At 76.1% G+C, this 12,920-nt stretch carries 12 protein-coding genes; 8 read left to right on the forward strand and 4 right to left on the reverse strand.

Going from position 1 to position 12,920, the window contains the following annotated elements:
• Positions 1–34: 34 nt before the first annotated feature.
• Positions 35–1,072 carry a zinc-dependent alcohol dehydrogenase family protein gene (locus ZF1_RS10995; RefSeq protein WP_482637190.1) on the reverse strand — a complete coding sequence of 346 codons (1,038 nt, stop codon included), beginning with the start codon at positions 1,070–1,072 and terminating at the stop codon, positions 35–37.
• Positions 1,073–1,153: 81 nt separating this feature from the next.
• Here ZF1_RS10995 and ZF1_RS11000 point away from each other — a divergent pair, with 81 nt between their 5' ends.
• Together ZF1_RS11000 and ZF1_RS11005 are read left to right on the forward strand one after the other, a co-directional pair.
• On the forward strand, positions 1,154–1,690 hold the full coding sequence (locus ZF1_RS11000; RefSeq protein WP_405417935.1) for a type II toxin-antitoxin system PemK/MazF family toxin: 537 nt from the start codon (positions 1,154–1,156) through the stop codon (positions 1,688–1,690).
• A 128-nt stretch (positions 1,691–1,818) separates the two neighbouring features.
• Positions 1,819–3,447: an ABC-F family ATP-binding cassette domain-containing protein gene (locus ZF1_RS11005; RefSeq protein ID WP_482637191.1), complete on the forward strand. Its 1,629-nt coding sequence runs from the start codon at positions 1,819–1,821 to the stop codon at positions 3,445–3,447.
• Between the two features lie 2 nt (positions 3,448–3,449).
• On the opposite strand, the gene ZF1_RS11010 is transcribed toward ZF1_RS11005, so the two are convergent.
• Both ZF1_RS11010 and ZF1_RS11015 read right to left on the reverse strand, forming a co-directional pair.
• Positions 3,450–4,121, reverse strand: coding sequence for an LON peptidase substrate-binding domain-containing protein (locus ZF1_RS11010; protein WP_405421879.1), 672 nt, complete (start codon positions 4,119–4,121; stop codon positions 3,450–3,452).
• 13 nt (positions 4,122–4,134) lie between these two features.
• Positions 4,135–4,845 carry an NUDIX hydrolase gene (locus ZF1_RS11015; protein WP_308215869.1) on the reverse strand — a complete coding sequence of 237 codons (711 nt, stop codon included), beginning with the start codon at positions 4,843–4,845 and terminating at the stop codon, positions 4,135–4,137.
• Between the two features lie 166 nt (positions 4,846–5,011).
• On the opposite strand from ZF1_RS11015, the gene nadA reads away from it, so the two are divergent.
• Genes nadA through nadC form a run of 3 tightly spaced genes read left to right on the forward strand, consistent with a single transcriptional unit; the run spans position 5,012 to position 8,492 of the window.
• Complete coding sequence (nadA, locus tag ZF1_RS11020) at positions 5,012–6,010, forward strand: quinolinate synthase NadA (RefSeq protein WP_062402227.1); 999 nt, start codon at positions 5,012–5,014, stop codon at positions 6,008–6,010.
• An 11-nt stretch (positions 6,011–6,021) separates the two neighbouring features.
• Positions 6,022–7,608 (forward strand): L-aspartate oxidase, encoded by a 1,587-nt coding sequence (locus ZF1_RS11025; RefSeq protein ID WP_482637192.1) that lies wholly within the window; start codon positions 6,022–6,024, stop codon positions 7,606–7,608.
• Positions 7,605–8,492: a carboxylating nicotinate-nucleotide diphosphorylase gene (gene nadC, locus ZF1_RS11030; RefSeq protein ID WP_405417928.1), complete on the forward strand. Its 888-nt coding sequence runs from the start codon at positions 7,605–7,607 to the stop codon at positions 8,490–8,492. Before ZF1_RS11025 ends, nadC begins: the two co-directional genes overlap by 4 nt.
• 71 nt (positions 8,493–8,563) lie before the next feature.
• On the opposite strand, the gene ZF1_RS11035 is transcribed toward nadC, so the two are convergent.
• Positions 8,564–9,754, reverse strand: a complete 1,191-nt coding sequence (locus ZF1_RS11035; protein WP_482637193.1) for a winged helix DNA-binding domain-containing protein — start codon at positions 9,752–9,754, stop codon at positions 8,564–8,566.
• Between the two features lie 92 nt (positions 9,755–9,846).
• Between ZF1_RS11035 and hisD the strand changes: the two genes are divergently transcribed.
• The 3 genes from hisD to hisB are packed head-to-tail and all read left to right on the forward strand — an operon-like array spanning position 9,847 to position 12,904.
• Positions 9,847–11,175 carry a histidinol dehydrogenase gene (hisD, locus tag ZF1_RS11040; RefSeq protein WP_476654393.1) on the forward strand — a complete coding sequence of 443 codons (1,329 nt, stop codon included), beginning with the start codon at positions 9,847–9,849 and terminating at the stop codon, positions 11,173–11,175.
• Positions 11,172–12,293, forward strand: coding sequence for a histidinol-phosphate transaminase (locus ZF1_RS11045; protein ID WP_346109024.1), 1,122 nt, complete (start codon positions 11,172–11,174; stop codon positions 12,291–12,293). Before hisD ends, ZF1_RS11045 begins: the two co-directional genes overlap by 4 nt.
• Before the next feature lie 11 nt (positions 12,294–12,304).
• Positions 12,305–12,904, forward strand: a complete 600-nt coding sequence (gene hisB, locus ZF1_RS11050; RefSeq protein ID WP_062404576.1) for an imidazoleglycerol-phosphate dehydratase HisB — start codon at positions 12,305–12,307, stop codon at positions 12,902–12,904.
• The last annotated feature ends 16 nt before the right edge of the window (positions 12,905–12,920 follow it).

The raw sequence follows: 12,920 nt of genomic DNA on the forward strand, positions 1-12,920 counted from the left end.
GCGGTGGCGGGGGCCGCGCCGGTGTCCGCGCGGGTCAGCGCTTGATCAGGACCTTCAGCGCCTCGCGGTCGTTCATCGCGCGGTAGCCGTCGGGGACCTCGTCGAGGCCGATGGTGCGGTCGAAGACCCGTCCGGGCTGGATACGGCCCTCCAGCACGTCGGGCAGCAACTCCTCGATGTAGGCGCGCGCCGGGGCGACGCCACCGTGCACGCCGACGTTGCGCATGAACTCGCCGACGCCGAGCGGGATGTCGGAGTACTGCGAGACGCCGACGCGGCCGACCAGCCTGCCGTCCTTCGTCACGTCGATGGCGGTGCGGATCGCCTCCACGTAGCCGACGCACTCCAGCGCGGCGTCCACGCCGTCGCCGCCGGTCAGCTCGCGCACCTTCTCGACCGCCTCGTCGCCGCGCTCGGCCACGACGTCGGTGGCGCCGAACTCGCGGCCCAGGTCGGTGCGGTCGGTGTGCCTGCCGAGCAGGATGATCCGCTCGGCGCCGAGGCGCTTCGCCGCGAGCACCGCGCACAGCCCGACCGCGCCGTCGCCGACGACGGCCACGGTGTCCCCGCGGCGCACCCGCGCCGAGACCGCGGCGTGGTGGCCGGTGGAGAACACGTCGGACAGGGTGAGCATCGACGCGAGCAGCGCGTCGTCCGGCTCGCCCGGCATCGGGACCAGGGTGCCGTCGGCGAACGGGACGCGCACCGCCTCGCCCTGGCCGCCGTCGGTGCCGTCGGAGCCCCAGCCGCCGCCGTGCCGGCACGAGGTCTGCAGCCCCTGCGCGCAGAAGTCGCAGGTGTTGTCGGCCCAGACGAACGGTGCGACGACGAGCTGGCCCGCCGTGCGGTTCCGCACCCCGGACCCGACCTCCTCGATCACGCCGAGGAACTCGTGGCCGATCCGGTCGCCCTGCGGGTTGTCGTCGGCCGAGTTGTACGGCCACAGGTCGCTGCCGCAGATGCACGAGCGCAGCACGCGCACGATCGCATCGGTGTCGTCACGGATGACCGGGTCCGGTACGTCGGACGAGACCCGGATGTCGTGCGTGCCGTGGATCAGAGTCGCCTTCATGCCCCCGGACTTCCCGTATGCGGAACCGTTCATGCGCGCCCGGTGGTCGTGACGTGCCGCACGTGCGGCAGGCTTGGCGGCATGGCGATCAACTGGGGCTCGGTGCTGCGCAAGGCCGCGGATCTGGCGGTGCAGTTCCTGAAGGACTCGAAGAAGGACGGACAGGCCCCGCGGCGCGGCCACGACGGCGGCGCCCGGCCCGGCCCGCCGCCGACGGCCGGGCGGGTGCGCACCGCGCCCACCGGCGACCGCGCCCGGGAGGTCGCCTACGCCCCCGAGCCCGACGGCGCCGCGGACCCCGGCGAGATCGTCTGGACCTGGGTGCCCTACGAGGAGGACGCGAGCCAGGGCAAGGACCGGCCGCTGCTCGTCGTCGGGCGCTCGGGTGGCGAGCTGCTCGGGCTGATGCTGTCCAGCCAGGACAAGCGGGCCCACGACCCGGACTGGGTCGGGATCGGCTCCGGCGCCTGGGACCGCGAGGGCCGCGACTCCTACATCCGGCTCGACCGGGTGCTGGAGGTCGAGGAGCACGGCATCCGCCGGGAGGGTGCGGTGCTGGACCGGGCGCGGTTCGACCGGGTCGCGGACGAGCTGCGGTCGCGCTACGGCTGGCGCTGAAACCCGGGTGCGCCCGTGCGGGCGCACCCGGTAAGGTCGCCGTCATCATGAGGCACTGACGACCCCCTCGACCGCGGACGCGGCACACGCCCCTGCGGTCCTCCTCCGTCTCCACCGGAGTCGTCGTCATGTCATCGACCGAGCAGGTCCACGCCGTCACCGCCCGCGGGCTGGTCCGTGCCCACGCCGCCCGCGCCGGCCGTCCGCCGGTGCTCGACGGCGTCGACCTCGTCGCCGGGCCGGGCACCCGGGTCGGCCTGATCGGGGAGAACGGCTCGGGCAAGTCCACACTGCTGCGGCTGCTCGCCGGCGTCGACACCCCGGACGGCGGGACGCTCACGGTCCCCGCGGACCGGGTGTACCTGCCGCAGGAACCCGACCTGGGCGACGGGGGGACCGTCGGCGACCTGCTCGACGCGGCGCTGCGCCCGCTGCACGACGCCGTCGCCGAGCTGGAGCGCCTGGCCGCCGGTCTGGCCGACGGCAGCGGCGCCGCCGCCTACGACCGGGTGCTGGCCTGGGCGATCGCCCACGACGCGTGGGACGCCGACCGGCGCGCCGAGGTCACCGCGGGCACGCTCGGTGTCGCCGACCTGGAGCGGGACCGGCCGGTCGCGACCCTGTCCGGGGGCGAGCGCACCCGGCTCGCGATGGCCGCCGCCCTGGTCCGCCGCCCCGCGGTGCTGCTGCTCGACGAACCCACCAACCACCTCGACGACGCCGCCCTGGAGCTGCTGGAACGCTCGCTGGTGGAGCTGCCCGGCGTCGTCGTCGCGGCGAGCCACGACCGCACCTTCCTCGACCGGGTCTGCACCGAACTGCTCGACCTCGACGCCGGCGAGCTCGGCACCGACGGGTACGGCGGGCGCCGGTTCGGCGGCTCGTTCATCGAGTACCTCGACGCCGCCGCGGCGAGCCGCCGCCGCTGGGAGGAGCGCTTCGCCGCGGAGCAGGAGGAGATCGCCGCGCTGCGGGAGAAGGCGCGGGCCGGGCTGTCGACGATCGCCCCCGGGCGCGGCCCGCGCGACAACGACAAGTTCATCCACGCCTTCAAGGGGGCGGGCGTCGAACGCACCCGGGCCCGCCGGGTCCACGACGCGCAGCGCCGCCTGGAGGTCGCCGAGCGCGAGGCGGTCCGCAGGCCGCCCCGGCCGCTGGAGTTCGCCGGGCACCTCACCGGCGACGCCCCGGCCGGCGGGCTCGCCGTGAGCGTGCGGGACCTGCGGGTCGACGGCAGGCTGCGGCTCGACCTGCTCGACCTGGCCGTGGGGGAGAAGCTGCTGGTCACCGGCCCCAACGGGGCCGGGAAGTCGACCCTGCTGGCGGTCCTGCACGCCGACCTCGCTCCGGACGCGGGCACCGTGGACGTCCGGGCGCGCCGGGTCGGCCTGCTGGCCCAGGACCCCGACGTCGGCCCGCCCGACCGCAGCGCCGCGGCCGCCTACGCCGAGGCCGTCGGCGTGGAGCGGGCGGAGACCGTCCCGCTGCGCGAGCTGGGGCTGCTGCACCCGCGCGAGCACGGCACCGCGGTCGGAGAGCTCAGCCTCGGCCAGCGGCGGCGGCTGGCCCTGGCCGTCGTCGTCGCCGACGCCCCGGACCTGCTGCTGCTCGACGAGCCGACCAACCACGTCTCGCTGCGGCTGGCCGGGGAGCTGGAGTCGGCGCTCGGCACTGCGCCGGGGACGGTCGTCGTCACCTCGCACGACCGGTGGCTGCGCCGGCGCTGGGAGGGGCCGCACCTCGCCGTCGGCGGGTGAGCTCAGTTCGGGCTGTGCTCGTCGGGGAACGACCCGAGCGGCGCGGGCACCGCCCGCAGGGTCTCCAGCAGGCCGCGCTCGCGGGCGAGCAGCCTGCGGATCTCCCGGAGCCGCTGCACCGCGCTGGTCTGCTCCAGCAGGAGCTGGCGGTCGCCCAGGGGCAGCAGGCAGTCCCCGGCCAGCAGGTGCGCGAGGTCGGCGGTGGGGGTGTCGTCGGCGGGCTCGGACCAGTCACCGGTCCGCCACGCGGTGTCGCAGTACTCGCGGTGCGCCGCGCGGGCGGACCGCTCCAGCATCGCCACCAGCCGCGGGTCGGCCTCGTCGCCGGTGTCGTCGGGCAGGAACTCGACCTCGCCGCAGAGGTAGGAGTGCGAGCCCGCGTCGAGGTCGAGCAGCCGGAAGCGGCGGGCCCCGCGGGTGACGACGTCGTAGCGGCCGTCGGGCAGCCGGCGGGCGTCGATGAGCACCGCGGTGCAGCCCACGGCGTGCATCCCGGCGGCCCCGGAACGGTCCGGCGAATGGCCCTCGCGCACCGCGACGACACCGAACTCGCGGTCGTGGACGGCACCGGTGAGCAGGTCGACGGTGAGCTGGCGGTAGCGGGGCTCGAAGATGTGGAGGGGAAGCGCCGCACCCGGCATCAGCACCGTCCCCAGCGGGAACAGCGGGAGCATGGCGGACACCGGCTCACGGTAGTACGCCGTCGCGGGGCCCGCCGGGTCGCGCAGGTGGCCGGAGCACGGCGAACGCGTCGGTGACCCGCATCCCGCGGTCGGTGAACCGGAAGACCGCGGCCGGGCGGCCGCCGGAACGGCCCGACGGGACGACCTCCCCGGTGGGCTCCAGCAGGCCGCGACGGGTGAGGACGCGCTGCAGGTTCGTCGCCGAGACCTCGTGGCCCAGCGCGGCCACGTAGTGCTCGCGCAGGGTCGAGATCGTGAACTCCGCGGGGGCGAGCGCGAACCCGAGGTTGGTGTAGGAGAGCTTGGCGCGCAGGCGGTCCCGCCCCGCCGCGACGATCGCGGCGTGGTCGAACGCGGTCGCGGGCAGGTCCTCGACGTCGTGCCACGCCGTGTCCCCGGGCAGCTCGGGGTCCGCGTCGGAGGGGACCAGGCCGAGGAACGCGGTGGCGATGCGGCGCTCCCCGGACACCCGGGCCGGGTCGGAGAAGACCGACAGCTGCTCGACGTGGGCGACCTCGCGGACGTCGACCTTCTCGGCGAGCTGGCGGCGCACGGAGGTCTCGACGTCCTCGTCGGGGCCCAGGGTGCCGCCGGGCAGCGCCCAGCGTCCGGCGTCCGGGTCCAGGGCCCGCTGCCAGAGCAGGGCGCCCGCCCGGCCCTCCCGGATCCTGAGCACGACGGCGAGGACCTCGTGCAGGGCGGGTGGCGGTGTCACGGGGCCAGCCTAGGGCGGACCGGCCGCGGCACCGGGACGTGACGGCGGGGTGTCCGTCGGGTGAGGTCCCGGTCACGACGGAGGTGCCGGTGGCGCGCGACCGGTGCTACCATCCGATCAGTTTCCGCCCGCTAGGCGAAAACCCGACACGGCCCGGGAGGGCGCAATGACCGGAACGCTGACGGCACCCGGCGGCACGGGGACCGACCCCGGCTGGGCCGACGAGGTGCGTGCGCTGGCCCGCGAGCGGGACGCGGTCCTGCTGGCGCACAACTACCAGCTGCCCGAGATCCAGGACGTCGCCGACCACGTGGGGGACTCGCTCGCGCTGTCCCGGATCGCGGCCGAGTCCCAGGCGTCGACGATCGTGTTCTGCGGCGTGCACTTCATGGCCGAGACCGCCAAGATCCTCAGCCCGGACAAGACCGTGCTGATCCCCGACGCGCGGGCCGGCTGCTCGCTGGCCGACTCGATCACCGCCGACCAGCTGCGGGAGTGGAAGGCCGAGCACCCGGGCGCCGTTGTCGTCTCCTACGTCAACACCACCGCCGCGGTGAAGGCCGAGACCGACATCTGCTGCACCTCCTCCAACGCCGTCGAGGTCGTCGACTCGATCCCGCGTGACCGCGAGGTGCTCTTCCTGCCCGACCAGTTCCTCGGCGCGCACGTCCGGCGCACCCTTGAGCGGGAGAACATGCACGTCTGGGCCGGGGAGTGCCACGTGCACGCCGGCATCAACGGCAAGCAGCTCACCGAGCGGGCCGCGGCCCACCCCGGCGCCGACCTGTTCGTGCACCCCGAGTGCGGCTGCGCGACCTCGGCGCTCTACCTGGCGGGCACCGGCGCGGTGCCCGCCGAGCAGGTCAGGATCCTCTCCACCGGCGGCATGATCGACGCCGCCCGCGCCACCGGCGCGACGGAGGTGCTCGTCGCGACCGAGGTCGGGATGCTGCACCAGCTGCGCCTGGCCGCCCCGGAGATCGCGTTCCGCGCGGTGAACGAGAACGCGTCCTGCCCCTACATGAAGATGATCACCGCCGAGGCGCTGCTGCGGTCGGTCCGCGAGGGCACCGACGAGGTCCACGTCGACCCCGACCTCGCCGCGCGCGGCCGCGCCGCCGTGCAGCGGATGATCGAGATCGGTCAGCCGGGAGGTGGGGAGTGACGGCGCGGGGGGTGAGCTGGGAGGCCGGCGCCGACCTGGTCGTCGTCGGGTCCGGGGTGGCCGGGCTGACCGCCGCGCTCGACGCGGCCGCGGCCGGGCTGCGCGTCGTGGTGGTCACAAAGGACGGCATCGGCGAGGGCTCCACCCGCTGGGCGCAGGGCGGGGTGGCCGTCGTGCTCGGCGACGTCGCGGGGGACTCGCTCGACTCCCACGTCGCCGACACGGTCGCCGCGGGCGGCGGGCTGAACGACGTCGCCGCGGTCGGGACGATCGTGCGCGCCGGACCGGACGCGGTGCGCAGGCTGTGCGGCCGCGGCGCCCTGTTCGACCGGAGCGGGGACCGCCCCGCGCGGACCCGGGAGGGTGGCCACTCGGCGTACCGGGTGGTCCACGCCGGGGGTGACGCGACCGGCGCGGAGATCGAGCGCGCCCTGGTCGCCGCCACCCGCTCGGCGCAGCTCACCGTGCTCGACGGGCACGTCGCCGCCGAGGTGCTGCGTGACGCCGGCCGGGTCGCCGGCCTCACGGTGCTCGACGCCCACGGTCGCGCCGGGGTGCTGTCCGCGCCCGCGGTGCTGCTCGCGACCGGCGGCTACGGCCAGCTCTACGCCTCCACCACCAACCCGGGCACCTCCACCGGCGACGGCGTCGCGCTCGCCCTGCGCGCCGGTGCGGTCGCCGCGGACCTGGAGTTCGTGCAGTTCCACCCGACCGTGCTGTGGACCGGGCCCGGCAGCGGCACCGCCGGGCGCCGCCCGCTGGTGACCGAGGCCGTCCGCGGCGAGGGCGCGGTCCTGCGCGACCGGGCCGGCACCGCGTTCATGGCCGGGGTCCACCCGCGGGCCGACCTCGCCCCGCGCGACGTCGTCGCCGCGGCGATCACCCGCCGGATGGCCGAGACCGGCAGCGCGTGCGCCTGGCTCGACGCCACCGCGCTCGACGGGTTCGCCGCACGGTTCCCGACCGTGTACGCGTCCTGCCGGGCCGCCGGGATCGACCCGCTGACCGAGCCGATCCCGGTGACCCCCGCCGCGCACTACGCCTGTGGCGGCGTCGTCACCGACACGTCCGGGCGGACCGGGGTGCCGGGCCTCTACGCCGCGGGCGAGGTCGCCCGGACGGGGCTGCACGGGGCGAACCGGCTGGCGTCGAACTCGCTGCTGGAGGGACTGGTCGTGGGGGAGCGGGTGGTCCGCGCGGTGCTCGCCGACGCGGGCCCGACCGGGGTGCCGACCCCGGCCGCGACGGTCCCGGCGCTGCCGGTGGCCGACCGCGCCGTGGTGCAGCGGGCGATGTCGGTGAGCGCCGGGATCGGCCGCGACGCCGCCGGGCTCGCCGGGGCGTCGGACGCGATCGAGGCCGTCACCGCCACCGCGGTCCCGGCCGGCCGCGCCGCGGTCGAGGACGCCGCGCTCACCCTGGTCGCCCAGGCCGTGCTGGCCGCGGCCGGTACCCGCCGGGAGACCCGCGGCTGCCACGTGCGCACCGACTTCCCGGACCGGGACGACACCTACCAGCGCTCGTCGCTGCGGGTGCGGGTCGACGCCACGGGACGGCCGGTCGTCGTGGCCGGCGAGACGCTGGCGGGTGTCGCATGAGCACCGTCGCCGCCGGGGTCGGCGGGGTCACCGAGGTCGGCGTCCCCGACCCCGACGACCTGCTGCGCGTCGTGCGCACCGCGCTGGAGGAGGACCTGCGGTACGGCCCGGACGCGACGACGGCGGCGACCGTGCCCGCCGGGGCCGTGGCGACCGCGTCGTTCACCCCGCGGGCCGACGGGGTGCTCGCCGGGCTCCCGGCCGCCCGCGCCGTGCTCGACGAGGTGCTGGGCGCGGGCGGGTACGCGGTGCTCGCCGGGGCCGCCGACGGTGACCGGCTCACCGCCGGGACCCCGGCGCTCACGGTGCGGGCCCCGGTCCGCGGACTGCTCACCGCCGAGCGCACGGCGCTGAACCTGCTCACGCACCTGTCCGGGATCGCTACGGCCACCCGCGCCTGGGTGGACGCCGTCGACGGCACCGGGGCCCGGATCCGGGACACCCGCAAGACGCTGCCGGGCCTGCGGCTGCTGGAGAAGTACGCCGTGCGGTGCGGCGGCGGGGTGAACCACCGGCTCGGGCTGGGCGACGCGGTGCTGATCAAGGACAACCACGTCGCGGCGGCCGGGTCGGTGTCCGCGGCGCTGGCCGCGGCCCGCGCGCTCGCCCCGGACCTGCCGTGCGAGGTGGAGGTCGACTCGCTCGACCAGCTCGACGAGGTCCTGGAGCTCGCCGCCGAGCTGGTGCTGCTGGACAACTTCACCGTCGCGGAGACGGCCGAGGCGGTACGGCGGCGCGGGGACCGGGCGACGCTGCTGGAGTCCTCCGGCGGGCTGGCACCGGGCAGCGCCCGGGACTACGCGGCCACCGGCGTGGACTTCCTCGCCGTCGGCGGGCTGACCCACTCGGTGACCGCGCTGGACCTGGGGCTCGACCTGGGGTGAGCACGGCCGGCCGGCACGCCCGGGCCCCGTCACGGAGGGGTCCGCGGCGTGCCACCTCGGGCCGGGCACCCTCAGGCGAGCAGCCGGGGCTGGGCGGGGGCGGGGAAGCGGGCGGAGAACCGGGCGTCGCCGAGGAACTCGCGCAGCCGTCGCGCCGCGGCCGCCACCTCGGTCCGCGCCCGGTCCGCGACCGGCGTGAGCAGCAGGGTCGCGATCCCGCCGTCCGGGCGCTGCACCCAGGTCCCGACGATCCGCCCGTCCACCCAGACCGTCGGCCCGCCGTTGCCGTTGCGGTCGAACAGCTCCGGTGCCACCTCGGCGGGCAGGTACCAGTCGCGGGCCTTCCAGCCCATCGTCGACGGGTCGAGGCTCGGCAGCAGCGCCACCGACGGCCCGGGGTCGGGGACCGGGTCCAGGTCGTCGGGGAGCAGGAACCCGGTGCCCCCGCCGTCGAGGGTCACCTCGACCGCGCCGACGTCGGCCAGCGCCGTCGTGGTGGTGGCGACGGTCCAGCCCGCCCACCACCGCAGGTCGTCGCGGCGGACCGGCCCGAACGCCCGCAGCTGGGCGCGGGCCAGCCCGGCCGCGGCGACGCGACGGGCGTCACCGTCCGGGCCGGGGGCGGGGCCGATCCCGCCGGGGACCCAGGCGTCGGCCGCGGCCCATCGGTACTGGCCGTTGATCCACGTCCCGATCGGCCGGGTCCGCAGCACCCGGCCCTCGAACCCGAGCACCAGCAGCACCCGGGTGTGGGCGGGCTGCGGGCCCCCACCGGGCAGGACGAGCCGCTGCGCGGCGAGCTCGGGCAGTGCGCGGGCGACGTCGCGGGCGGCGGTGGGACCCCGTTCGGCGAGGACCTCCAGGACCTGCCCGGCGGCCTCGGCGTACCACGCCCCGGGGTCGGCGTGGCCGGCCGCGGCGGCCTGGCGCAGCAGGTCGCGGCGCTGGACGGCGGCGACGTCGACGGTGGCGGCGTGGTGGGCGAGCGCGGCGTGGGCGTGGCCGAACACCCAGAGCGTGCGGCGCATCGCGTGGTGGCGCAGCAGCGTGCGGTCGGTGTGCAGCGCGGCGTCGACCGGGGCGAGCGACGGGGCCGCCATCCGCGCGGCCGCCGACAGGTACACCGTGACCGGGTCGGTGGAGTGCAGCGCGACCAGGTCGTCGCTGATCGCGACGACGTCGTCGGTGCGGGTGTGCGGGGCGAGCCGGTGCCGGGTCACCAGCCGGGCCCGGCGTTCGGCGTCGCTCACGTGGCGGGTCACGCCGCGGAGACTGCCACGGCCCACCGACGGCGAGGACGTGGCTCACCCCGCCGGGATGGGACCGTGTCGGACCCCCGCCGTACCCTGGGGTCATGCTCCGCCGCCTCGACCTGCGAGCCGAACCGCTGCCCCGTCCGGCCACCCTGCGCGGCATGATGCCGCGCGCCGAGCTGGACATCGACGCCGCTCTGGAGCGTGCCCGCCCGCTGGTGGAGGACGTGCGCGACCGCGGCGCCGCCGCCGCGCTGGACGCCACCGAGCGCTTCGACCGGGTCCGTCCGGCGACCGTGCGCGTCCCGGCCGAGGCGATCTCCGCCGCCCTGCGCGACCTCGACCCGGACGTGCGCGCGGCGCTGGAGACCTCGATCGAGCGCGCCCGGATCGTGCACGCCGAGCAGCGCAGGCCCGACGTGGTCACCCAGGTCGTCCCCGGCGGCACCGTCACCGAGCGGTTCGTCCCGGTCCGCCGGGTCGGGCTCTACGCCCCGGGCGGGCTGGCGGTTTACCCGTCGAGCGTGGTCATGAACGTGGTCCCGGCGCAGGCGGCCGGCGTGGAGTCGCTGGTCGTCGCCTCCCCGGCGCAGGCGGAGTTCGGCGGACGCCCGCACCCGACGATCCTGGCGGCGGCCGCGCTGCTCGGCGTCGACGAGGTGTGGGCCGTCGGCGGCGCCCAGTGCGTCGCGCTGCTGGCCTACGGCGGCACCGACACCGACGGCGCCGAGCTGGAGCCGGTCGACATGGTCACCGGCCCCGGCAACGTCTACGTCACCGCGGCCAAGCGGATGCTGCGCGGCCTGGTCGGGATCGACGCCGAGGCCGGCACCACCGAGATCGCGATCCTCGCCGACGACACCGCGGACGCCGCGCACGTCGCCGCGGACCTCGTCTCGCAGGCCGAACACGACCCGAACGCCGCATCGGTGCTGGTCACGACCTCCGACGCGCTGGTGGAGCGGGTCGAGGCCGAGCTGGAGACCCGGGTCGGCGCGACCAAGCACACCGAGCGGGTGCGCACCGCGCTGACCGGGCCGCAGTCCGGGGTCATCCTGGTGTCCTCGACCGCCGACGGGGTCGCCGTCGTCGACGCCTACGCCGCCGAGCACCTGGAGATCCAGACCGCCGACTCCGCGGGCGACGCGGCGAAGGTCCGCAACGCGGGCGCGATCTTCGTCGGGGCCTGGTCGCCGGTGTCGCTGGGCGACTACTGCGCCGGGTCGAACCACGTGCTCCCGACCGGGGGCTGCGCGCGACACTCCGGCGGGCTGTCGACGGCGACGTTCCTGCGCGGTATCCACGTCGTCGACTACGGCCGCGCGGCGCTGGCCGAGGTCGCCGGCCGGGTCGTGACCCTGGCGAACGCCGAGGACCTGCCCGCCCACGGCGAGGCCGTGACCGCCCGGTTCGAGGGGGCCGGGGCGTGACCGCCGGTTCGACGGTCCGGCTCGCGGACCTGCCGCTGCGCGAGGACCTGCGCGGGAAGAGCCCCTACGGCGCGCCGCAGCTCGACGTCGCGGTGCGGCTCAACACCAACGAGAACCCGTACCCGCCGCCGCCCGAGCTGGTCGCCGACGTCGCGGCCTCGGTGGAGGAGGCGGCCCGTGAGCTGCACCGGTACCCCGACCGCGACCTCGTCGCGCTGCGGGGCGACCTCGCCGCCTACCTGTCCCGGCAGACCGGGGTCGAGCTGACCACGGCGAACCTGTGGGCCGCGAACGGGTCCAACGAGATCCTCCAGCAGATCCTGCAGACCTTCGGCGGTCCCGGCCGCACCGCGCTCGGCTTCGTGCCCAGCTACTCGATGCACCCGATCCTCGCCTCCGGTACGCAGACCGAGTTCGTCCCGGTGCCGCGCCGCGACGACTTCACCCTCGACGTCGACGCCGCCGTCACCGTCCTGGCCGGGAAGGCCCCGGACGTCACGTTCGTGACCAGCCCGAACAACCCGACCGGGCAGTCGATCGCCCCGGACGACCTGGCCCGGCTGGTCGACGCCGCCCCCGGGATGGTCGTCGTCGACGAGGCCTACGCCGAGTTCGCCGAGGCCACCGGCCGCCCGAGCGCCACGACCCTGCTGGCGACGCACGGCCACAAGCTCGTGGTCTCCCGCACGATGAGCAAGGCGTTCGCCTTCGCCGGCGGTCGGCTGGGCTACCTCGCCGCCGCGCCCGCGGTGATCGACGCACTCCAGCTCGTGCGGCTGCCGTACCACCTGTCGGTGCTGTCGCAGGCCGCCGCGCGGGCCGCGCTCCGCCACGCCGAGGCCACCCTCGGCTCGGTGGCGCTGCTCGCCGCCGAGCGCGACCGGATCTCCGGCGAGCTGGCCGCCGCCGGCTACGACGTCGTCGCCTCCGACGCCAACTTCATCCTCTTCGGACGCTTCGCCGACGCCGGCCGCGCCTGGAAGGGGTTCCTCGACCAGGGCGTGCTGATCCGCGACGTCGGCATCCCCGAGCGGCTGCGGGTCACCGTGGGCACGCCGGAGGAGAACGACGCCTTCCTCGCCGCCGCCACCGACCTCGCCACCAAGGAGCTGTTGTGACGACCGACAAGGTGAGCCGCATCGGACGCGTCGAACGCGTCACCAAGGAGACCCGGATCGTCGTCGAGATCGACCTCGACGGCACCGGGCGCACCGACATCGCCACCAAGGTCCCGTTCTTCGACCACATGCTCGACGCGTTCGGCAAGCACGGCAGCTTCGACCTGTCCGTGCACGCCGAGGGCGACATCGAGATCGACTCCCACCACACCGTGGAGGACGTCGCGATCGTGCTGGGGCAGGCGATCCGCCAGGCGCTGGGGGACAAGAAGGGCATCCGCCGCTTCGGCGACGCCTGGATCCCGATGGACGAGGCGCTGGCCCAGGCCGTCGTCGACGTCTCCGGCCGCCCCTACACCGTGTGCACCGGCGAGCCGGAGATGATGCGCGGCTTCGTCGTCGGCGGGCACTACCCGACCGTGCTGAACAAGCACGTGTTCGAGTCCCTGGCCTTCCACGGGCACCTCGCCCTGCACGTCCGGGTGCTCGACGGCCGCGACCCGCACCACATCACCGAGGCCGAGTTCAAGGCCGTCGCCCGCGCGCTGCGGGCCGCGACCGAGCCCGACCCGCGGGTCACCGGCGTGCCGTCCACCAAGGGCGCCCTCTGACGGAATGTTGAGCCCT

It is taken from the genome of Pseudonocardia sp. ZF1, from assembly GCF_056835605.1.